This window comes from Tistrella bauzanensis (assembly GCF_014636235.1).
Taxonomy (GTDB): Bacteria; Pseudomonadota; Alphaproteobacteria; order Tistrellales; family Tistrellaceae; genus Tistrella; species Tistrella bauzanensis.
Map to the genome: position 1 here is coordinate 1 of NZ_BMDZ01000047.1, position 21,133 is coordinate 21,133.

Sequence of the window (21,133 nt, forward strand, 5' to 3'; positions counted from 1 at the left end):
AACTGTAATGCTAGGGTCTGTTGAGATTCATCGGCTATGTATGACGGCGGCAGCGAGATAGATTGCGGCTGAGAAGCTTGTATTAATCGGCATCGTCGATCCGGAACAGCACCGCCCCTTCGGCGACCGTGCTGTTGTCGGCCACCGCCACCGCGACCACCTGCCCCGCCACGCGCGGCGCGATATTGGCGATGTCGCTGTGCACATAGGCATCATCGGTGCTTTCGACGAAGCGGCCATGGGTCCACCAGGCAGCGCCATACCAGCCCGCGGCCCCAAGCACCGCCAGCACCACCAACACACCGATGATCCGCTTCATCCTGCCGCCTCCGGAATACTGGACGCATGCGCCCAGAAAATGATGACGCACAAGATGCGCCCTTGCGCCAGCAGGTCAAACGACTTTTTGGATGATCGGGTCCAGAAATTGCCGCGCTGTAAGAAGCGTCACAGGGCTGTACGGGGAACGAGAAGACGCCACCAGTCGCACATGCGGAACGGGCCGGGTGTTCCGTCTGGAACATCCGGCCCGTCCTGTCGGTCCTTCAGGGGAACCCGGCCGTCGGCGCACCCTTCCGCCGGCCTGCTTCGCGGTCGGACCGATCAGTTGGCCGTTGCCGGGGCACCCGGCGCAGGCTCGATCTCGTCTGTATCGCCGTCGATCACCTCCGACGAGGTGCCACCGCCAGCCGATCCGCCCTCGCCGGGCGCCGTGGTGCCGGGCATCGGCTCCTCGGGCTCCAGCGGCTCACGCGGCAGGGCAGGGTCGTCCTGCATCGTGGTGCTGCCAGGGGTCGTGGTACCGGGGATGGCGGATGGCGGTGTGGTCTCGTTCGCCGGCGGCGGCTGCATCTCGGGCGGGGGGGCCGAGGGGGCCGGCGCTGTCGGCTCCGGTGACGTGGGGGCTGGCGCGGTGGGGGCTGGCGCGGTGGGAGTTGGCGTCGGGGCCGTCTGCTCGGCCGGCGGGGTCTCGGCCGGGGTTTCTGCGTCGTCATCGCAGGCCGCCAGGAACAGCACCGTCGCGGCCGCGGCTGCCAGGCGGATCATGAGGCGGGGGGAGGCGATGCCCATGATGGGGGGAACTCCTGGGTGTCAAGAAGGGCGGCCGCGGCGGGGCGCCGCATCTGCCGGTCTGGATGCTCCGGGGAGAGGATCGAAGCATCGCATATCCCCACCGGGCGGGACGGGGCCAGGGTGGGGCGGGATCGGGACCGGCAGTCGGGACGGGCGGGAGGGGAGTGCGGTGGCCCGTCGCGGCCTCAACCACACTGTCGCCCGGAACCGCCGCCAACGCACGTGAGCGATACCGGGCATAGCCGTGCCCGAATTGTGGCCGGCGATGGCCGGCCCGTGCCCATCGTGGTCACGGCCGGCCGTCTGACGCGGGCAGAGCGGCTTCACAATAACGTCCCGCCATCATCTCCCTGAAACATCGGCATGCTATGCGGATGGATCGCCAATCCAGCGCGCCCATGGGAGAGCCGTCCGATGTCGAAGCCGGTCATGATCGCAGCCGCCCTGCTGGCCGCAGCGACCTGTCTGCCCCTGGTCGCCGGCCATGCCGCCGCCGGAACCGCATCCGGGGATCTGGTGGTCTATACCTCGACCCCGGCGAAGGCGATGGCCGATCTGGTCGCGGCGTTCAACACCGCCGAACCGGATGTGGCGGTCAGCGTCTTCCGATCGGGCACGACCGAAGTGATGGCCAAACTGGCGGCCGAATTCGCCGCCGGCGCGCCCGAACCCGACGTGCTGCTGATCGCCGACAGCGTCACCATGGCCGGACTGAAGGCCGATGGCCGGCTCGCCGCCTGGCCCGACGCGCCGGTGGACGGGCTGGCCCCCGACAGCCATGACCCCGACAATACCTGGTTCGGCACCAAGATCATCGCCACCGGCATCGTCTGGAACACGGCCGCCGGCGTGCCTGCCCCCGGCGGCTGGCAGGATCTGGCCGGCCCAGCCGCCACCGGCCGGGTGGTGATGCCAAGCCCGCTCTATTCGGGTGCCGCCACCATCCATGTCGGCACGCTCAGCGCCGACGAGGCATTGGGCTGGTCCTATTTCGAGGCGCTGAAGGCGAACGGCGCCAGCGCCGTCCAGGGCAATGGCGCGGTGCTCGACGCTGTGGCCACCGGCCGTGCCGCCTATGGCGTGATCGTCGATTTCATGGCCTTCAACGCCGCCGCCAAGGGATCGCCGGTGGCCTTCGTCTATCCGGCGGACGGCGTCACGGCGGTGACCGAGCCGGTGGCGGTGCTGAAGACCGCCCGCAACCCTGAAGCGGCGTGGGCCTTCGTGGGCTGGCTGCTGTCGGATGCCGGCCAGCGCTTCACCGTCGCCCAGGGCTATATGCCGCTGCGCGCCGATGCGGGCAGCCCGCCCGGCCGACCGGCTGTCGATGCCATCACCATCCGCACTGTGTCCCCTGAGCAACTCGCCCGTACCAGTGACAAGACCCGGCGCCGGTTCGCCGCCCTCTTCGGCGGGTGACGCCGCCCGGGAGAATGGCCGCCGGCGGGTTGCTGCTGCGCCTGGCCGGCCCCGCCGGCGATCCACGGGCGGCACGGGCCGGGCTGCTGCCGGTGGTGGCGGCGCTGCTGCTGGCGGGCCTGCCGCTGGCCCTGCTGGCGATCGAGGCCATTGCCACGACATCCAGCGCCACCGGCATCGACCAGGCGCGGGTGGCGGACGCGGCGCTGAACACCATCGTCACCGCCATCATCTCCACCACCATCGCGCTGACGCTGGGCGGCGGGCTGGCACTTCTGGTGGCCCTGACCGACATGCCCGGGCGGCGCGCGCTCGGCGGTCTTGCCCTGCTGCCGATGCTGATCCCCAGCCAGATCGCGGCGCTGGCCTGGGGCCGGCTGTTCGATCCGGCGGGGCCGGTCGCCGGCTGGCTGGGCCTGACCAGCTTTGGCGGCCATCCCCTGGAGGGCGCCGCCGGCGTCTGGCTGGTGATGGGCCTGGAACACAGCCCGATCGGCTTTCTGGCGGTGATCGGCGCCGCGACCCGCATCCCGGCCGAGCCGGCGGAGGCGGCGCGCATCGCTGGCGCCGGCCCGACCCTGGCGCTGGCCGTGGCGGCCCGGCCGCTGATCCGCCCGGCGCTGGCGGCCGCCGCCGCCCTGGGGCTGATCTCGGCCGCGGGCAATTTCGGCGTCCCGGCATTGCTGGGCATCCCTGGCGCCTATCCGGTGATGGCGACCTTGATCTATCAGCAGATGTCGGGTTTCGGCCCGGCGGGCCTGGGTGATGTGGCCCGGCTTGCCGCCCTGCTGGGATTGGGCACCCTGATCCTGCTGCATCTGTCAGGCCGGGCGGCGGGCCGCGCGGCCCGTGTCGCCGACAGCGGCCGCATCATCGGGCGGCTGCCGCTGCGGCGCGGCCGCCGGCTGCTGGCGGTGCTGGTCTGGGTGCCGATGCTGGCGATCAGCCTGGGGCCGTTGCTGGCCCTGATCGCGGCATCGCTGGTGCCGGCGCCGGGTGTGCCGCTCACCGCCACCACCGCCAGCCTCGACGGCTTCAGAATGATGGTCGACCCCCGCCATGGCGCCCTCGGCGCCATGGCGACCTCGGCCGTGCTCGCAAGCCTCGCCGCCATGGCCTCTGTGCTCATCGCGGTGCCGATCGGCCTGTTCGCCGCCCGTGGCGGCCGGGCGGCCCGGCTGGGCGCCGGCGCCTTCGATCTGGCGCTGGCCATGCCGGGCACGGTGTTCGCCATCGCCGTCATCCTGATGCTGCTGCCGCCGCTTCCGGGTCTTGGCGTCAGCCTGTACGGCACACCGTTCATCCTGCTCGCCGCCTATCTGGGCCGCTTTCCAGCACTGGTGCTGGCACCGGTGATGGCGGCGGCCGGCAGGCTGGATCCGGCGCCGGAACAGGCGGCGCGGCTGGCGGGCGCCGGGGTGGCGCGCCGTATTCTGGCCGGCACCTGGCCCGCGCTGGCCGGCCCCGCCGCTGGCGGCGCGCTGCTGGTGCTGCTGACCGCCTTCAACGAACTCACCCTGTCGGCGCTGCTGTGGTCGCGCGGCGCCGAGACCATCGGGGTCGCGATCTATGCCCGGCAGGCCGAAGGCGACACCGCTGCCGCCGCCGCGCTGGCGCTTGCCAGTCTGGTCGCCTCGTTGGCACTGGCGCTGACGGGCCTGCGCCTGCTCGCCCGCCTGCCCGGCCTCAACGCCGCCTTCGGAGACCAGCGATGACCGACCGGCCCGTGCTTCATGCGGCATCGGGAATGGTGCGCGACACGGCCGGCGGGCCCGCGGCCATGCCAGCCCTTGCCATTCGCGGCCTTACCCGCCGCCTTGGACGGAAGACGGTTCTGGATCATGTCGATCTGGACGTGGCGCCAGGGGAATTCCTGGCGCTGCTGGGCCCGTCCGGTTGCGGCAAGACCACGCTGCTCCGGCTGATCGCGGGGCTCGACGGCGCCGATGACGGCCGCATCCGCATCGCCGGACGCCCGGTCGATCATGACGGCCGGATGCTGGTACCGGCCGAGGCGCGGGGCGTGGGCATGGTGTTCCAGTCCTATGCGCTGTGGCCGCAGATGACGGTGGCGGAAAACGTCGCCTTCGCGCTGAAACGCGCCCGGCGCGGCCCGGCCGAAACCGCGGCGCGGGTGACGGCGGCCCTGGATACGGTGGGGCTGGCCGAACACGCGGATACCATGCCCGACCGGTTATCGGGCGGCCAGCGCCAGCGGGTTGCCCTGGCCCGGGTGCTGGCGGCGGCGCCGGCCCTGGTGCTGATGGATGAACCGCTGGCCAATCTGGACCCGCATCTGCGCCGCGGCATCGGCGACGAGATCCGCCGCCTGCACGATGCGACCGGTGCCGCCACGGTCTATGTCACCCATGACCAGACCGAGGCGATGACCCTGGCCGACCGGATCGCGGTGATGGATCAGGGCCGCATCGCGCAGGTCGCGGCACCGGCTGAACTCTATGACCAGCCTGCCGATACCGCCACCGCCCGCTTCGTGGGCCAGGGCGCCATGGTGTCGGCCATGGTGCTGCGCGGCGAAACCGCCGGCCGGGTGCCGGTCCGGATCGGTGGCGGCGACGCGGTCATCCGCGCGGCACCCGGCACGCTGGCCGGCCCCGCCCATGTGGTGCTGCGCCCGGAAGCCCTGGTGCCGGCGCCGGCCGGCACCACCGGCAGCCTGCCCGCCTTCGTCAGCCGTCGGACGTTCGAAGGCGGCGGCCATCTGCTGCGCCTCGCGGCCCCCTGGGCAGGTGAGCCGCTGCTGATGCGCACCGGCCGCCACGCGCCCGATACCGGCGAGACCATCGGCGTGCTGGTCCGCGACGGCTGGGTGCTGCCGCGCGCCTGATGATGGTTCGTCAGATCACCGCCAGTTCCACCAGCCTGGCGCCGGCCGCCACGCGTTCGGGCGTGAACTGGCCAAGATCCAGGCTGGTGAACCGGCCATGGGTGATCAACTCGGCGACACCACGCCCGGCGGCCGGCGCCTGTTGCAGGCCGTGGCCGCTGAAACCGTTGATCATCAACAGATTGGGCACTTGCGGCACCGCGCCGATCAGGGCATTGGCGTCGAACACGTTCATCTCGTAATGCCCCGCCCACGACGCTCCCGGCCGCAGACGTTCGAAGGCCGGGATGCGCGCCGCCAGCGCCGGCCAGATCCGGTCTTCGAACTGGCTGTGATCCACCACCAGTTCGGGACTGTCGGGGTCGGCATCGCCGGCGCCCGGCGACCAGCCACAGATGAAGCGGTCGCCTTCGGGGCGCATATAGACGCCCGTGGGATCCACCACCAGCGGCGCGTCATGGGGGCCGTGGGCGCAGTCGAACACGAAGACCGACCGGCAGCGCGGCCGCACCGGCAGGTCGATACCGGCCATGGCGGCGATGTCGGCGGCAAAGGGGCCGGCCGCGTTCACCACCTGTCCGGCCGAAATTCGCCCGCCCGATGCCAGCCGCACATCCGTCACCCGGCGCGGGCCATCCGCCGGGCCGCTCAGGTCCAGCCCGGTCACCCTGTCCTCGATATAGACCGCGCCGGCGGCGCGCGCGCGCCGCTTCAGCGCCTGAAGCAGCGCCCAGCCGTCGAACCAGCCTTCGCCATCCAGCCCCAGCGTGCCGCCGGCCAGACCATCGGTGTTCAGCCACGCAAAGCGGGCCGCCATCGCCGCCGGGTCCAGCAGCAGTGCCTGCGCACCGGCTTCCGCCTGTGCTGCATGAACCGCGGCCAGATGGGCGCCGGCGGCACCGGCGGCATCGTCCGCGCCATTGTCGGCGCCAGCCAGTATCAGATAGGCCCGGCGCACCAGCCCCAGATCCGGCACCGCGCCGTCCACGGCCAGCCATGGCGCCGGGTCGGACAGCAGCGCGAAGCCGAATTGCGACATCCGGATATTGGCGGGGGTGGAGAATTGCTGACGGATCGACCCGGCCGACAGGGCCGACGATGCGCGGGCATAGCCGGCATCACGTTCCACCACCAGCACACGGCCGGTGAATGCCGGGTCATGGCCCAGAAAGCACGCCACCGCCGAGCCCATCACCCCGCCGCCGATGATCACCACATCGGCGCTCAACCTGTCCGCCGCCATCGCGCGGTCTCCCAGTTATCCCTGCCCGCGACCGGCGGGCGCGGCCCCGGCACACGGTAATCCGAAGCCGACGGCAAAAACCAGTGCCGTGCAACGGAACCACAACTGTTGCATTTTAGTTGATGTCCGGTTCGCCACCTGTCCCTCCGGTCATCATGCCTCTGGACGGGCGGTGGCCGGCCGGGAACACTGCCGTCAACGTCACAGTCATCCGAGGACGCATATCACGATGATCCGGTCCGTTTCAGCGCATCTCTGCGGCAGCCTGCTCGCAGGCTTCGTGGTCGCCAGTTTCCCCCTCGCAGATGCGCATGCTCAGGATGCGACATCCAGCGGCAACACCGGTTCCGCCACCACGGTGGTCGGCACCACCGACGGCACGTCGGACCAGCCGGTCGACATGGCCCATGACGCCGAAGGCGGCACCTTCAGTCTGGTGTTCGAAAACGATGTTGTTTCCAACACCGATCGCCACTACACTAACGGCTTCCGCCTGTCCTATATGACAGCCCCGGGCCAGGAGCCCGAATGGTTGCGCAAGGCAGCGGGGCTGCTGCCCTATACCGGCTTCGGCGGCGATATCCGGGTGGTCTGGTCGCTGGGCCAGAGCATGTATACCCCCGGTGATACCTCGCTTGCCAACCCGCTGCTGAGCGACCGGCCCTATGCCGGCTGGCTGTACGGCTCGGTGGGCGTGGTTGCAGAAACCGGCGGTGTGCTCGATCAGCTTGAACTGTCGCTGGGTGTGGTCGGCCCCTCGTCACTGGCCGAGCAGACCCAGAAGACCATCCATGACCTGATTGATTCCGACGATCCCCAGGGCTGGGACACCCAGTTGAAGGATGAACCCGCCATCCAGCTGACCTATCAGAAAAGCTGGCGTGCGCTGGCCGCCGGATCGGCCTTGGGCTTCGCGGCCGATGTCACCCCCCATGCGGGCTTCGCGCTGGGCAATGTCTTCACCTATGCCAATACCGGTTTCACCATGCGGGTGGGCCAGGATCTGCCGCGCGATTACGGGCCGCCACGGATCAGCCCCAGCCTGCCGGGATCGACCTATTTCCGCCCGACCAGCAATTGGGGCTGGTATCTGTTCGCCGGCGTCGACGGCCGCGCCGTCGCCCAGAACATCTTCCTGGACGGCAACACCTGGAAGGACAGCCGCAGCGTCGACAAGAAGCCGCTGGTCGGTGACCTTCAGGCCGGCCTCGCCATCACCATCGGCGGCACCCGCTTCGGCTATACCCACATCTTCCGGACCAAGGAATTCGACGGTCAGGATGAGGGTGATCAGTTCGGTGCGTTTTCAGTGTCGTTCAACTTCTAGGCTTGCAGTCCGAGCACAACGAATACCAGTCAATCAAGACGACAGAGGCGAGTTATTTTCGACACCAAGCTATTCTTAAGATGAACCGTGTAGCATCCGGAAGACGTCGCCATCGGGCGACGCTTCCGGATCCACACAGGATTGCCAGACATGCCGTCCTTCCGCTCACTGAAGATCGGGACCAAGCTGATCATCGTCGAGCGCCTGGCCGCCGAGCAGGAATCCGCCCGTGCCGCACGGGAGGCCGAACGCGTCCGCCGCGATGCCGCCACCCAGCGCTTCCTGACCGAGATCGGCCGGGTGGTCTCGACGCTTGGCTCTTCCGCCAGCCAGATGCGGAGCAGCGCCGAGACCATGACCAGCACCGCCGACGAGAACAGCAGCCGCAGCGCCAGTGTCGCCGCCGCCGCCGAACACGCGACCACCAACGTTCAGACCATCGCGACCGCGTCGGAGGAACTCGCCGCCTCGATCCGCGAGGTGGGCGCGCGCACCGCCGACACCGCCGACGTCACCCGCCGCGCGGTGGCCGAGGCCCAGACCACCGACGGCATCGTTCAGGATCTGGCCCGCACCGCCCAGAAGATCGGCGATGTGGTGCTGCTGATCCAGCAGATCGCTTCGCAGACCAATCTTCTGGCCCTGAACGCCACGATCGAGGCCGCGCGCGCCGGCGAGGCCGGCAAGGGCTTCGCGGTCGGCGCCTCGGAAGTGAAGAGCCTCGCCCGCCAGACCAGCCGTGCGACCGAGGAGATCCAGACCCAGATCGACGCGATCACCGGCGCCACCGACCGTACCGTCCGTCGGTGCCATCCGCTCGATTTCCGGCACGGTCAACCCGGCCGGGCCGCCAACGACGTCCGCGGTGCCGCAGGCTCGCTGTCGGAAGAAGCCCAGCGGCTCCGCACCCTGGTCGACACTTACGTGACGGAAATCAAGGCCGCCTGACCGGGCCGCTCCCGGCTGGCGCGGCATCGGCCGCGTCAGCCACCGCATCCGGGCCAGCAGGCATCCGTGCCAGCCAGGCCATCACCGCCGCCGCATCCGCCCGTTCCCCCTGCCAGCCCGCCCCCTGCCAGCCCGCCCCCTGCCAGCCCGCATGCGGCGGGCTGGTGCAGAGGGTCAGGGTCAGATCCTGCGGGCTGCAGATGAAATCACCCGGCGCGGCAATGCGGACATAGCCATGCGCGCGCATCCACTGATCGGCGGCGGCGCGCAACGCCTCCGGGCCCGGGGTGGGGTCTGGTTCCTCGTCCGACAGCCGGCGGGCTTCGCGCAGCAACTGGCGGGCGATCCGCCACAATCCGCTCAGCATCGCCCCCTGACGACACAGATCCGCCAGACCATCATCTCCCGGTCCGGCCGCCTCCAGCCGGTCGGCCATCCGCGTCGCCATCGCCGACAGGTCAAGCAGATGGGCGCCGCGTGGTTGCTCATTGCCGCAATGTGTCACCGCACCCTCCATTCATGGCAATGCCGCCACTCTAGCCAGATTTCGCGCGATGGTTGGGTTGCGACGCTGCGGCCACTTGCGGCCACCGGCCCTTGGCGGCTAGCATCGCCGCCGCCCGCAGCACCGCCGTGCGTCCGGCGCGGGGCCGACCATGCGGGCTGGAGATGATGATGACCCTGCCCCCGATCGACATCGCCATTCCGGCGATCTTCGCAGGCCCGGTGCGGCCGCTCGGCCCCAAAGCCGTCCCCTCGGCGATCGACCGGCAGCCGGTCGCAGGGCCGGTCTGGCTGGGGCCGCTCGGCATCGTCGGCGACGGCCGCGGTGACCGGCGACACCATGGCGGGCCGGAAAAGGCCCTGCATCATTATGCCTTCGACCATTATCCCTGGTGGCGGCAGCGGCTGGATGCCGACGGCCCCGATGCGCCACCACCGCTGACAGCCCTGCTGTCGCACCCCGGCGCCTTCGGCGAGAACCTGACCAGTACCGGCCTGACCGAAACCGATATCTGTATCGGCGACCGTTTCCGGCTGGGCCAGACGGTGATCGAGGTCTCGCAGGGGCGCCAGCCCTGCTTCCGGCTGAACCTGCGCTTCGGCCGCCCCGACATGTCCCGCGGCGTGCAGACCAGCCACCGCACCGGCTGGTATTACCGGGTGATCCGGCCGGGCCGCATCGCGCCCGGCGACCGGCTGGTGCTGATCGCGCGGCCGCAGCCGCTCTGGCCGCTGGCCCGGGTGCTGGCGGTGCTGAACGGCCGCCATCCCGATCCCGCACGCGCCATGGCCGATCTGCCGCAACCGGAGATTTCAACCACAGGTCTCAAGAGCCTTGCAGCATTGCCGCAATTGGCATCATCCTGGCGGGATCTCGCCCGCAAGCGCCTCGCCTCGGGCCGGATCGAGGATCAGCGCCGCCGGCTCGACGGCGCCTGATCGATCAGAGGAACCGTCCGCGCCATGCGCCATAAGCCTGCCATGCGCCACCGACCTGTCATGGCCGCCATCGGCCTCGCTCTTCTGCTCGGTGCCTGCGCCGGCGGGCCGCCGCGCCCCGGCGCATCCCAGGCCGTCGGCCTTCCCCATGGCGCCTCACCCGCCTGCCTCGATAGCGATGCGCGCATGATCCGCGCCCAGTTGTTCTTCGGCCTCAGCCGACCAGACGGGCGCCCGCCGGTGACCGCCGCCGATTTCGACGGCTTTGTCGACCAGACGGTCAGCCCGGCCTTCCCCGACGGGTTCACGATCATCGAAACCACCGGCGGCTGGCGCGACACCGAAACCGGCCAGACGATCCGCGAGGCGGGACGCAGCCTCATCCTGCTGGCCGACGGCCCGGCCCCGGCGCTGCGCCAGCGGCTCGATACCCTGCGCCGCGATTACATGACCCGGTTCGATCAGCAGGCCGTGGGGCTGGCGCTCGACACCGCCTGCGTCAGCTTTTAGCGGATGAACGCCTTCCTGTTCATGTTCACAGCGCTGCTCTGGGGTGGTGGCGCGCTGGCCACAGCCTTTCAAGCCGGCCCCGTTCCGGCCCTGGTCTCGGTCGGCTATCGGATGGTGACCGCCGGGCTGCTGATGATGCTGTGGGCGCGGTGGCGGGGCGTGACGCTGACGGTGCCGCGCGCCGACCGGCCCTGGGTGCTGGTTCAGGGCGTGCTGTTCTTCGGCCTCGCCTTCATCGCCTTCTACAACGCCGTGCGGCTGATCCCCAGCGGTCCGGCGGCGCTGGTGCTGTCGACCTCATCGGTGTTCGCGGCCCTGTTCGGCCGGCTGGTGCTGGGCACGCGGCTGACCATCCGCCACGGCCTGGGCCTGGGCCTGGGCATCCTGGGCGTGGCCGTGGTGTTTTCCGGCGACATCCTGACGCTGATCGCCGGCAACGGGCTGGCCGGGAGCCGTGGCGGCACGACAGGTGACGCCACCGCCGTTGTTGCCGGCCTCGCCTGGGCAGCGCTGGCCGCCATTGCCGCCGGTTTCGGCACGGTGATCGGCGCCCGCAATCAAGGCCGGGGCCTTGCCATGGAAACGGTGATCACATGGGGCGGGCTGATCGGCGGCGCCACCGCCTTTGCCGCCGCCATCCTGTCGGGCCAGCCGATCCGCTTCGATCCGTCGCTGCGCTATGTGGCCAGCCTCGCCTATCTGGCCGTGCCGGCATCCTGCGTGAATTTCCTGGTCTATTTCAGCCTGGTGCGGCGCATCGGTCCCGGGCGCGCCGCCTATGCCATGGCCCTGGTGCCGCTGGTGGCGCTCAGCCTGTCCTGGGGGTTCGAAGGGCTGGTGCTGACCCCGGTCATCCTGGCGGGCGCCGCGATCATCCTGGCCGGCAATGTGCTGGTGCTGCGGCGGTGACGCCCATCCGGTCCTATACATTCCCGGCCCATACATCTCCGATCCAATACATTGATCATCGATGCATCGGGGCATTGACAGCCGGACGATGCCGGCACAGGATCATGTCATGACCAGCGCCCCCACTGCCCAAGCCGCCACCCGTGCCGTGCCGAAACCGGTGCCCGACTTCACCAGCCGGGCCTATTGGGCCGGCACGATCAAGATGAGCCTGTCGAAGTTCTTCATCCTGCGCGTGCTGCATGACGGCCCGATGCATGGCTATGACATCGCCCGCACGGTTGAGCGGATCACCCGGGGCTGCTGCTCGCCCACCGAAGGCACGATCTATCCGGTGCTGCGCGATTTCGAGGCCGGCGGCTATGTCACCGTCCGCGCCGAACTGGTCTCGGGCCGCGAACGGCGGGTCTATACCCTCACCGATCGCGGCCATCAGGCCTTTCAGGTGGCGGTGGAGGCGTGGATGGAGGTCACCCGCGCGCTGATCGATGCCGGCGCGGTCGCCGGCCACGATCTGCCCGCCACAGCCCGGCCTGACGACCCCGCCTGCTGCTGACAGCCATCACGGCAGCGTTCGGCAGCGGGGTGGCAACCAATCTGGCAGCGGTCGCTGCCTCTTTTTGGCACCTTATACATCGATGATCTATGCATCGATGGCTTGAGACAAGGATCTTCCGATGACCGATACCATCGCGGTTCTGGGCGCCGGCCCGGTGGGGCTCGCCGCCGCCGCCGAACTGGCCCTGCGCGGCCTGCCCTTCCGGATCTATGAGCGCGCCGGCCATTCCGCCGCATCGGTCGCGGATTGGCGGCATGTCCGGCTGTTCTCGCCCATGGGGCTGAATGTGGCACCGGCGGCACGCCACCTGCTCGACCAGGCGGGGGTGGTCCTGCCCGATGACGAGTTCCTGCCGACCGGCGCCAGCCTGATCGATGATTATCTGGCGCCGCTGGCGGCGTTGCCGGTGATCGCCCGGCACCTGACGCTCGATGCCACGGTCGAGGCCGTCACCCGTGCCGGCCTCGACCGTGTGTCGGGTGGCGATGCGGCGGCCCCCCGCGCGTCGCGGCCGTTCATGATCCACTGGCGCGATGCCACCGGCACCCGTCACACCGATCCGGCGCGGGCGGTGATCGATGCCACCGGCTGCTGGGGCAATCCGGCCCCCGCCGGGGTCGACGGCCTGCCGGTTCCGGGTGAAGGCGCCGCCCGTGCCGCCGGCCTGCTGGCGACCGGCATTCCCGATGTCGCCGGCCGCGACCGTGACCATTATGCCGACCGCCGGGTGCTGGTGATCGGCGGCGGTCATTCGGCGATGACGGTGGTGCTGGACCTGCTGCGACTTGCTGATACCGCGCCCCGGACCCGCATCCTGTGGGCATTGCGCCGCAAGGATGCCGGCCGGATCGCCGGCGGCGGCACAGCCGATGGCCTACCCGCCCGTGGTGCCCTTGGCAGCAATGCCCTGGCCGCCGTCGCCGATGGCCGCGTAACCCTGCTCCATGGTTTCGCCGCAACCGCGATCGCCCTTGCCGGGGATGGCGCGTCACTGCTGATCAATGGACAGGAAGGCGATGCGGCGACCCGTTTCACCGTCGACCGCATGGTGGTGGCCACCGGGCTCCGGCCCGATCTGTCGCTCACCCGCGAACTGCGCCTCAGCCACGATCCGGTGGTCGAGGCGCCGCCGGCCCTGGCGCCGCTGATCGACCCGAACCTGCATTCCTGCGGCAGCGTGCCGCCCCATGGCGTGGCGGAACTGCACGCGCCGGCGGAACCCGGCTATTATGTCGCGGGCGGCAAGTCCTATGGCCGGGCGCCGACCTTCCTGATGGCCACGGGGTATGAGCAGGTGCGATCGGTGGTGGCGGAACTGGCGGGCGACCATGCGGCGGCACGCGACGTGCGGCTGGTGCTGCCCGAAACCGGGGTGTGCAGCGCCGCGCCACGCCGGATCGCCGATCCCCGGCCGGCCGCCGCCGGCTGCTGCGGCAGTGCCGCATGACGACCGCCGCGACATCGCCCGCCGCCGGCGCGCCCCCCCGGCATCACCGGCTGATCACCGGGCTCGGCATCGGCCAGATCTGTTCCTGGGGCTCGCTCTATTACGCCTTTCCCCAGATCGCCGATGCCATGGCCCGCGATCTGGGGCATGGCAAGCCGGCACTATACGGTGCCGCCTCGGTGGGTCTGCTGGCGGCGGGGCTGGCGGCGATACCGGTCGGCACCGCCGTCGACCGGGGCCATGGCCGGGCGGTCATGGCCGGCGGCGCGGCGCTGGCCGGGCTGCTGCTTTTTGTCTGGTCGGGCATCGACAGCCTGATGGCGCTGTATCTGATCCTGGCCGGTCTGGGCGTGATGCAGGCCGCCACGCTGTATGAGCCGGCCTTCGCGGTGGTCGCCCGCCGCACCGGGCCGCTTCAGGCCCGGCGCGGCATCACCGCGCTGACCCTCTGGGGCGGTTTCGCCAGCACGGTGTTCATTCCGCTGATCCAGCTCCTGCTCGACCATCTGGGCTGGCGGAACACACTGGTCGTGCTGGGGCTGATCAACCTTCTGGTCTCGGCGCCGCTTTATGCCTGGGTGATCGACCGCCGGGGCCGGGCCGGGCCCGGCGCGGCCCCGGCGCGTCCGGCCGCCATGGCCAGTGGCACCGCCGGTGGTGGCGCACTGCGTCTGGCCCTGCGCCGGCCGGTGTTCTGGGCGCTGGCGCTGTCGTTCACCGCCTATGCCGCGGTGTTCTCGGCCTTCACCTTTCATCTCTATCCGCTGCTGGCCGAACGCGGCTTTGCCACCACGGCCATCGTCACCGCCATGGCGATCATCGGCCCCGCACAGGTGGCCGGCCGGATCGCGATCTGGGTGCTGGCGCCGCGCGCATCGGTGCGGCTGATCGGCATGGGCGTGGTCGCCGTGTTCCCGGCCGCCCTGCTGCTGCTGTGGCTGGCGCCGCCCGGCTTCTGGGCCATCGCGGTGGTGGCCGTGCTCTATGGCGCCGCAAACGGCATCATGACCATCGTGCGGGGGCTCGCCGTGCCCGAGATGATCGGGCCGGAAGCTTACGGTGCCGTCAACGGCGCGCTCACCGCCCCCAGCCTGATCGCCAAGGCCCTGGCCCCGGCGGGGGCCGCGATGCTGTGGGGGATGGGGCAGTCCTATGACACGGTGATGCCGGTACTGACCGCCGGATCGGTGCTCATCGCCGCCGGATTCTGGATCGCCGCCGTGATCGGCCGGCCAGGACGGCGGCTCACGTGATGGCGACAGGCCCGCAAGCCACCGTGGTGCCGGTCGCGATCATCGGTGCCGGGCAGTCGGGGCTGGCCGTCGCCTGGTTCCTGAAGCGGGCCGGCATCGACCCACTGCTGCTGGATGCAGGGGCCGGCCCCGGCGGTGCCTGGGTTCATGGCTGGGACAGCCTGCGTCTGTTCTCGCCGGCCGAGGCGAACACCCTGCCTGGCTGGCCGATGCCACCGGCTGCCGATGGCGGCTTTCCCACCCGCCCTGAGGTCATCGCCTATCTGGCCGCCTATGAAACCCGCTATGGCTTCGACATCCGCAGGCCGGTCACCGTCACCGGCGTCAGCCGTGCCACCGATGGCGCCGGATTGCGGCTCACCGGCCCCGGCCTGAACCTGCGGGCCGGGCAGGTGGTGGCGGCCACCGGCACATGGTCGGCACCGGTGATCCCCGACATCGAGGGGGCGGGCGATTTTCAGGGCCTGATGCTGCATTCCGCCCACTACGACCGCCCGGACCGTTTCAGTGGCCTGGATGTGCTGATCATCGGCGGCGGCAATTCCGGCGCCCAGATCCTGGCCGATCTGTCGGGCGTCGCCCGCTGCACCTGGATCACCGAACATCCGCCGCATCTGCTGCCCGACGACCTGGATGGCCGCGCCCTGTTCCAGCGCGCCCGCGCCCGCGCCGTCGCCCTGTCGCGCGGCGATACCCCGCCTGCGCCGCTGGTGGGCGGGCTTCAATCGATCGTGATGGTGCCGCCGGTGCGGGCGGCGCGCGACCGCGGCCGGCTGGTCAGCGCCGGACCGATCCGCCGCCTGCGGCCACGGGGCGCGGAACTGGTCGATGGTCGCATGGTTAAGGCCGATGCCGTCATCTGGTGCACCGGCTTCCGGCCGGCACTGGCCTGTCTGGCGCCATTGAGGCTTGCGAACGCGGCCGGGCAGATTGCCGTCGATGGCAACCGGGCCCTCGACGAGCCGCGATTGTGGCTGGTGGGCTATGGCGACTGGACCGGCTTCGCCTCCGCGACACTGGGCGGTATCACGCCCTCGGCACGGGCCACGGCCGCCGGCATCGCCGCCGCCTGCCGCCTGGGCGCCGAGTAATGCAGAATCAGCTGATCCGTCATCGTCCCGTGCTTGTACCGAACGCCGTTCGACCCCACCCTTAACGGCGGCAAAGGCACCGGCCCCCCGGCCGGACGCCACCAGAAAAAGCCCGAAGGGGAGGAAATATGCCGGAGGCCACCCAAGCCGGTGTCGACGACACCGGAGCCGTGCCGATGGACGCGATCGCGGCGCTGATCGAAACCCGCATGGCCGGTGACGGTGCGCGCGACGCAATGGCATTCATCCGGGCCTATTACGCCGGCGGGCTGGATGAACTGCCGGCCGGCGGCGCCCGCCGGCTGGCCGGTGCCGCGCTCGGCCACATGGCCTTTGCCCGCACACGCCACCCCGGCGAGACGCTGGTCGATGTGTTCAACCCCGATATCGACCGCCATGGCTGGCAGAGCCGCCACAGCGTGGTGATGATCAACACCGACGACCGGCCCTTCCTGGTCGACAGCGTGGTCGCGGCCCTGAACCAGATGGGATTGGCGCTGCATGGGCTGATCCATCCGATCGTCACCCTGCGCCGCGACGATGATGGCCGCTATCTGGGCATTGCGGCCACCGATGGCGACACCGGAGACGGCGAAGACCAGCCGGGCCGGGTGCTGCGCGAGAGCTTCATGCTGATCGAGGTGACCCGCCAGCCCGATGCCGAGGCCCTGGCCCGGATCCGCGGCCGGCTGGTCGAGATCCTGGGCGATGTGGCGCTGGCGGTCGACGACTGGCGCCAGATGCGCGACGAGATCGACCGCGCCATCGCCGATATCGAGGCCCTGCCCGACACCACGCTGCCCGATGATATCGCGAGCGAGCATGCGGCCTTCCTGCGCTGGATCCGCGACGACAACTTCACCTTCCTGGGCTTTCAGGACTGCCGCTTCGCCGCCGCCGACGAGCACGGCCAGCGGCGGGTGGATGTGGTGAAAACCCTGGGCGTGATGGATGGCCGCACCGACGACAGCGGCCGCGAGCGGCCGCGCGGGCTGGCCGGTTTCACGATCCATACCACCGACACCCCCTTCGGCCCCGATCCGGTCACCATCACCAAATCGCGGTTCCGCGCCACCGTCCACCGCGCGGCACCGATGGATTATATCGGCGTCAAGACCTATGGCCCCGACGGCACGGTTGAAGGCGAGCGGCTGTTTCTGGGCCTGTTCACCTCGGTTGCCTATCACAGCAACCCGCGCGCGATCCCGCTGATCCGGCGCAAGGTGGCCAGCATCGTCGCGCGTGCCGGCTTCGCCGCCGGCGGCCACGACGCCAAGGCGCTGCTGAATGTGCTGGAAACCTATCCGCGCGACGAATTGCTGCAGATCGGCGAAGACGACCTGCTGGCCAACGCGCTGGGCATCCTGAAGCTTCAATTGCGCCAGCGGCTCCGGCTGTTCCTGCGCCGCGACGCCTTCGGTCGGTTCTGGAGCGCGCTGATCTATGTGCCGCGCGACGCCTTCGACGGCCGGCTGCGCCGGCGGATCCTGGCCGAGCTTGAGGCCGCGACCGGCGGCACGCTGGCCGAGGAGGCGGCCGAACTGGCCGAGGCGCAGATTTCCGAAGCACCGCTCGCCCGGCTGCGCTTCGTGCTGATGGTGGCGCCGGAAGACGAGGTGCCGGCGGTGGATGTGGCGGCGCTGGAACGCCGGCTGGCCCGGCTGGTGCGCGGCTGGTCGGATGAACTGCGCGAAGCGCTGGTCGATGCGGTCGGCGAGGAACGCGGCCTCGCCCTGTGGCGCGGCCCCGGCCGAGGCTTGCCGGCGCATTATGCCGAACGCTTCGGGCCCGAGCACGGCGTTGCCGATCTGCTGAGGCTGGATGCCCTGGGCAACGACCCGGCGGCGATCGCCATCGCCTTCTATACCCCTGTCGGCGGCAACACCTCGGCGGCGCTGCGCCTGAAACTGGCCCGCCCCGGCGGCCCGATCGCGCTGTCCGACGTGCTGCCGATGATCGAGAATCTGGGCTTCCGGGTGATCGACGAACAGCCCTATCCGATCGAGGACGCCGACGCCGGCGGCGCCATCGCCTGGCTGCATGATTTCGGGCTGATCGACCTGCATGGCGCGGCCTTCGACCCGGCGCGGCTGGGGCCGTTGCTGGAAGAAACCCTGGCCCGGGTCTGGCGCGGCGAGGTGGAGAACGACCGCTTCAACGCCTTGGTGCTGCGCGCCGGCCTCACCGCCGACGAGGTCGTGATCCTGCGGGCGCTGTATCGCTATATGCGCCAGATCGGCCTGCCCTTCGCGCAGAGCACCGTTGAACAGACCCTGACCCGGCATGGCGACATCGCCCGGCTGATCGTGCAGCTGTTCCACGCCCGGCTCGATCCCACCCGCCATGCCACCGGTTCGGCATCCGATACCGCCGAGGCCGAGGCGGCACGGCTGGTCGACGCGATTGCCCAGGGCCTTGACGCGGTGGTCAATGTCGACGAGGACCGCATCCTCAGCCGCTATCGCGATGTGGTGCTGGCCGCCCTGCGCACCAATGCCTATCTGCGCAACGGCGATGGCGGCCACCGGCCGGTGCTGGCGATCAAGCTGGATGGCGCGGCCCTGCCCGACCTGCCGCCGCCCCGGCCGTTCCGCGAGATCTTCGTCTATTCGCCGCGGGTGGAGGCGGTGCATCTGCGCGGTGGCCGGGTCGCCCGTGGCGGCATCCGCTGGTCCGACCGGCTGGAAGATTTCCGCACCGAGATTCTGGGGCTGATGAAGGCCCAGATGGTCAAGAACGCGGTGATCGTGCCGACCGGCGCCAAGGGCGGTTTCATCGTCAAGCGGCCCCCCGCGACCCGGCCGGAGCTTCAGGCGGAGGTGATCGGCTGCTATCGCGATTTCGTCGGCGGCATGCTCGACATCACCGACAATCTGAAGGCCGGCGCGCTGATGCCGCCGGTGTCGGTCCACCGCCGCGACGGCGACGACCCCTATCTGGTGGTTGCGGCCGACAAGGGCACCGCCAGCTTTTCCGACATCGCCAACGGCATTGCCGAAGAACGCGGCTTCTGGCTGGGCGATGCCTTCGCCTCAGGCGGATCGGCCGGCTATGACCATAAGAAGATGGCGATCACCGCGCGCGGTGCCTGGGTGTCGGTGCGCCGGCATTTCCACGAGGCCGGCGTGGATGTCCAGTCCGATCCGGTGTCGGTGATCGGCGTCGGCGACATGGGCGGCGATGTGTTCGGCAACGGCCTGCTCAGGTCTGAAAGCCTGCGGCTGGTGGGCGCCTTCAACCATCTGCACATCTTCCTGGACCCCGCCCCCGATCCGGCGCGGAGCTTCGCCGAGCGCGCGCGGCTGTTCACCGCCGCCCGCTCAGGCTGGGGCGATTACGATCCGGCGGTGCTCTCACCCGGCGGCCGGGTTTATGACCGCAGCGCCAAGACCGTCGAGACGACACCCGAAATCCGCGCGCTGCTGGGCATCACCGAGACCCGGATCGCGCCCGCGGCACTGATCCGGGCCATGCTGAAGGCGCCCGTCGACCTGCTGTGGTTCGGCGGCATCGGCACATTCGTGCGCGCCACCCACGAACGCGATGCCGATGCCGGCGACCGCACCAACGACGCATTGCGGGTGACCGCGGCCGAGCTTGGCGCCAGGGTGGTCGGCGAGGGTGCCAATCTGGGCTTCACTCAGGCCGCCCGGATCGAATACGCGCTGGCCGGCGGCCGGATCAACACCGATGCCATCGACAATTCCGGCGGTGTCGACTGTTCCGACCACGAGGTCAACATCAAGATCCTGTTGGGCGCGGTGCTGGAGGCGGGCGACATGACCCGCAAGCAGCGCGATCTGCTGCTGGGCGAGATGACCGAAGAGGTCGCAGGCCTGGTGCTCGCCAACAACGAACTTCAGAACCAGGTGCTGTCGGTCGAGCGGCGCGAGGCATTCCACCGGCTGGATCGCCATGCCCGGCTGCTGCGCGGACTGGAGGCGGCCGGCGTGCTCGACCGCCAGCTTGAACGCCTGCCCGACGAGGCGGAGCTTGCCCGCCGTGCCCGCGACGGGCTGGGGCTCACCCGGCCCGAACTGTCGGTGCTGCTCGCCTATGCCAAGATCGAACTGACCCACGCAGTCGCCGAGGATCCGCTGCTCGACGATCCGGCGCTGGTCGCGGATCTGCAATCCTATTTCCCACAGCCGATCGCCGCCCGCTTTCCCGACCATATCGCCGATCATCCGCTGCGCCGCGAGATCCTGGCCACCCATCTGGTCAACGAGATGGTCAATCGTGGCGGCCCATGCCTTGCACGCGAACTGGCCGACGAGACCGGCCAGGGTCCGGCCGAGATCCTGCGCGCCTATGTGGTGGCGCGCGACGTGCTGGACCTGAAGCGGCTGTGGTCGGCACTCGACGAGGCCGAGGGCCGGATGCTGCCGGCCCGACGGCTTGAGGCGCTGGACCGGCTGTCGCGGCGGCTGACCCAGGCCATGCGCTGGCTGCTGGTGCGCGGCGGCCGCGCCGCCACCATCGGCGAGGTCATCGCCCGCTTCCAGCCCACGGCCACCCGCTTGTCGGCGGTGCTGGATCAGGTGCTGCCGTCCGAGGTGGCGGCGGCGATCGGCACCGATGCCGGCCGCCTCGCCGCCGACGGGCTGGATGATCAGGCGGCGCACAAGCTGTCGCAGATGGGATCGCTGGTCTCGGCCTTCGATCTGGCGGCCCTGTCGGAAACCCTGAACCTGCCGGTCGACCGGGTGGCACCGGTCTATTACGCCGTCGACCCGCGCCTGCGGCTGCATGCCCTGCGTCATGCCGCGCGCGCGATCGTCGTCGACGACCCGTGGGAACGGCTGGCGGTGACCAGCGTCATCGACGATCTCTATGGCGTCCAGCGCCGCGCCACCGCCACCATCTTCGCCCGCGATCCCGGCGGCGATGTCGAGGTCTGGGCCACAGCCGAAACCGGCGCCCTCGCCCGCGCCGCCTCGGCCGTCGACGAGGTGCTCTCGGCCCCCGCCATCACTCTCGCCATGCTCATCGTCGCCGCCCGCCGCCTGACCGCGCTGGCGGGGGGATAGCGGCGCGGCCGGGCTTTGCAAGGATAACAACA

General features: G+C 70.3%; 17 protein-coding genes. 13 read left to right on the forward strand and 4 right to left on the reverse strand.

Annotated features, from left to right (window positions below; all coding sequences use genetic code 11):
* Positions 1-82: 82 nt before the first annotated feature.
* Positions 83-319, reverse strand: a complete 237-nt coding sequence (locus tag IEW15_RS17470; protein ID WP_188580248.1) for a biotin/lipoyl-binding protein — start codon at positions 317-319, stop codon at positions 83-85.
* 284 nt (positions 320-603) lie between these two features.
* Complete coding sequence (locus tag IEW15_RS17475) at positions 604-1,071, reverse strand: hypothetical protein (protein ID WP_188580250.1); 468 nt, start codon at positions 1,069-1,071, stop codon at positions 604-606.
* Positions 1,072-1,488: 417 nt separating this feature from the next.
* On the opposite strand from IEW15_RS17475, the gene IEW15_RS17480 reads away from it, so the two are divergent.
* From IEW15_RS17480 to IEW15_RS17490, 3 genes are read left to right on the forward strand one after another with little or no spacing between them, the layout of a single operon-like run.
* On the forward strand, positions 1,489-2,493 hold the full coding sequence (locus tag IEW15_RS17480) for an ABC transporter substrate-binding protein (RefSeq protein ID WP_188580252.1): 1,005 nt from the start codon (positions 1,489-1,491) through the stop codon (positions 2,491-2,493).
* Between the two features lie 14 nt (positions 2,494-2,507).
* The gene (locus tag IEW15_RS17485) at positions 2,508-4,208 is read left to right on the forward strand and encodes an ABC transporter permease (RefSeq protein ID WP_188580253.1); all 1,701 of its coding nucleotides are present in this window, start codon (positions 2,508-2,510) and stop codon (positions 4,206-4,208) included.
* Positions 4,205-5,341, forward strand: coding sequence for an ABC transporter ATP-binding protein (locus IEW15_RS17490; protein WP_229708222.1), 1,137 nt, complete (start codon positions 4,205-4,207; stop codon positions 5,339-5,341). Before IEW15_RS17485 ends, IEW15_RS17490 begins: the two co-directional genes overlap by 4 nt.
* Before the next feature lie 10 nt (positions 5,342-5,351).
* Here IEW15_RS17490 and IEW15_RS17495 read toward each other — a convergent pair whose 3' ends face one another.
* On the reverse strand, positions 5,352-6,569 hold the full coding sequence (locus IEW15_RS17495; protein ID WP_188580329.1) for an NAD(P)/FAD-dependent oxidoreductase: 1,218 nt from the start codon (positions 6,567-6,569) through the stop codon (positions 5,352-5,354).
* Between the two features lie 244 nt (positions 6,570-6,813).
* Here IEW15_RS17495 and IEW15_RS17500 point away from each other — a divergent pair, with 244 nt between their 5' ends.
* Entirely contained in the window at positions 6,814-7,911 is a 1,098-nt protein-coding gene (locus IEW15_RS17500) for a lipid A deacylase LpxR family protein (protein WP_188580255.1), read from the forward strand.
* A gap of 150 nt (positions 7,912-8,061) precedes the next feature.
* On the forward strand, positions 8,062-8,859 hold the full coding sequence (locus IEW15_RS17505; RefSeq protein ID WP_188580256.1) for a methyl-accepting chemotaxis protein: 798 nt from the start codon (positions 8,062-8,064) through the stop codon (positions 8,857-8,859).
* Here IEW15_RS17505 and IEW15_RS17510 read toward each other — a convergent pair.
* On the reverse strand, positions 8,846-9,307 hold the full coding sequence (locus IEW15_RS17510) for a hypothetical protein (protein ID WP_188580259.1): 462 nt from the start codon (positions 9,305-9,307) through the stop codon (positions 8,846-8,848). The genes IEW15_RS17505 and IEW15_RS17510 overlap by 14 nt on opposite strands.
* Positions 9,308-9,528: 221 nt before the next feature.
* On the opposite strand from IEW15_RS17510, the gene IEW15_RS17515 reads away from it, so the two are divergent.
* The 8 genes from IEW15_RS17515 (at position 9,529) to IEW15_RS17550 (ending at position 21,101) form a co-directional block, all read left to right on the forward strand.
* Positions 9,529-10,302: an MOSC domain-containing protein gene (locus IEW15_RS17515; protein ID WP_188580331.1), complete on the forward strand. Its 774-nt coding sequence runs from the start codon at positions 9,529-9,531 to the stop codon at positions 10,300-10,302.
* 24 nt (positions 10,303-10,326) lie between these two features.
* Positions 10,327-10,812: a DUF3574 domain-containing protein gene (locus IEW15_RS17520; RefSeq protein WP_188580261.1), complete on the forward strand. Its 486-nt coding sequence runs from the start codon at positions 10,327-10,329 to the stop codon at positions 10,810-10,812.
* A gap of 21 nt (positions 10,813-10,833) precedes the next feature.
* Positions 10,834-11,721, forward strand: coding sequence for a DMT family transporter (locus IEW15_RS17525; RefSeq protein WP_229708225.1), 888 nt, complete (start codon positions 10,834-10,836; stop codon positions 11,719-11,721).
* A 109-nt stretch (positions 11,722-11,830) separates the two neighbouring features.
* Positions 11,831-12,277 carry a PadR family transcriptional regulator gene (locus IEW15_RS17530; protein ID WP_229708226.1) on the forward strand — a complete coding sequence of 149 codons (447 nt, stop codon included), beginning with the start codon at positions 11,831-11,833 and terminating at the stop codon, positions 12,275-12,277.
* A 121-nt stretch (positions 12,278-12,398) separates the two neighbouring features.
* Positions 12,399-13,727: an NAD(P)/FAD-dependent oxidoreductase gene (locus tag IEW15_RS17535; protein WP_188580265.1), complete on the forward strand. Its 1,329-nt coding sequence runs from the start codon at positions 12,399-12,401 to the stop codon at positions 13,725-13,727.
* The gene (locus tag IEW15_RS17540; RefSeq protein ID WP_188580267.1) at positions 13,724-14,980 is read left to right on the forward strand and encodes an MFS transporter; all 1,257 of its coding nucleotides are present in this window, start codon (positions 13,724-13,726) and stop codon (positions 14,978-14,980) included. Before IEW15_RS17535 ends, IEW15_RS17540 begins: the two co-directional genes overlap by 4 nt.
* Positions 14,980-16,071, forward strand: a complete 1,092-nt coding sequence (locus IEW15_RS17545; protein ID WP_188580335.1) for an ArsO family NAD(P)H-dependent flavin-containing monooxygenase — start codon at positions 14,980-14,982, stop codon at positions 16,069-16,071. The genes IEW15_RS17540 and IEW15_RS17545 overlap by 1 nt, the downstream gene beginning before the upstream one ends.
* Positions 16,072-16,199: 128 nt before the next feature.
* On the forward strand, positions 16,200-21,101 hold the full coding sequence (locus IEW15_RS17550) for an NAD-glutamate dehydrogenase (protein ID WP_188580269.1): 4,902 nt from the start codon (positions 16,200-16,202) through the stop codon (positions 21,099-21,101).
* Positions 21,102-21,133: the final 32 nt, after the last annotated feature.

Excerpts from the sequence above, each read along its gene's own strand:
- IEW15_RS17550 (WP_188580269.1), top strand. The coding sequence starts at position 16,200 with ATGCCGGAGGCCACCCAAGCCGGTGTCGACGACACCGGAGCCGTGCCG.
- IEW15_RS17470 (WP_188580248.1), bottom strand. The coding sequence starts at position 319 with ATGAAGCGGATCATCGGTGTGTTGGTGGTGCTGGCGGTGCTTGGGGCC.
- IEW15_RS17500 (WP_188580255.1), top strand. The coding sequence starts at position 6,814 with ATGATCCGGTCCGTTTCAGCGCATCTCTGCGGCAGCCTGCTCGCAGGC.
- IEW15_RS17525 (WP_229708225.1), top strand. The coding sequence starts at position 10,834 with ATGTTCACAGCGCTGCTCTGGGGTGGTGGCGCGCTGGCCACAGCCTTT.
- IEW15_RS17530 (WP_229708226.1), top strand. The coding sequence starts at position 11,831 with ATGACCAGCGCCCCCACTGCCCAAGCCGCCACCCGTGCCGTGCCGAAA.
- IEW15_RS17505 (WP_188580256.1), top strand. The coding sequence starts at position 8,062 with ATGCCGTCCTTCCGCTCACTGAAGATCGGGACCAAGCTGATCATCGTC.
- IEW15_RS17540 (WP_188580267.1), top strand. The coding sequence starts at position 13,724 with ATGACGACCGCCGCGACATCGCCCGCCGCCGGCGCGCCCCCCCGGCAT.
- IEW15_RS17490 (WP_229708222.1), top strand. The coding sequence starts at position 4,205 with ATGACCGACCGGCCCGTGCTTCATGCGGCATCGGGAATGGTGCGCGAC.
- IEW15_RS17520 (WP_188580261.1), top strand. The coding sequence starts at position 10,327 with ATGCGCCATAAGCCTGCCATGCGCCACCGACCTGTCATGGCCGCCATC.
- IEW15_RS17475 (WP_188580250.1), bottom strand. The coding sequence starts at position 1,071 with ATGGGCATCGCCTCCCCCCGCCTCATGATCCGCCTGGCAGCCGCGGCC.
- IEW15_RS17480 (WP_188580252.1), top strand. The coding sequence starts at position 1,489 with ATGTCGAAGCCGGTCATGATCGCAGCCGCCCTGCTGGCCGCAGCGACC.
- IEW15_RS17515 (WP_188580331.1), top strand. The coding sequence starts at position 9,529 with ATGATGATGACCCTGCCCCCGATCGACATCGCCATTCCGGCGATCTTC.
- IEW15_RS17545 (WP_188580335.1), top strand. The coding sequence starts at position 14,980 with ATGGCGACAGGCCCGCAAGCCACCGTGGTGCCGGTCGCGATCATCGGT.
- IEW15_RS17535 (WP_188580265.1), top strand. The coding sequence starts at position 12,399 with ATGACCGATACCATCGCGGTTCTGGGCGCCGGCCCGGTGGGGCTCGCC.
- IEW15_RS17485 (WP_188580253.1), top strand. The coding sequence starts at position 2,508 with ATGGCCGCCGGCGGGTTGCTGCTGCGCCTGGCCGGCCCCGCCGGCGAT.
- IEW15_RS17510 (WP_188580259.1), bottom strand. The coding sequence starts at position 9,307 with ATGGCGACGCGGATGGCCGACCGGCTGGAGGCGGCCGGACCGGGAGAT.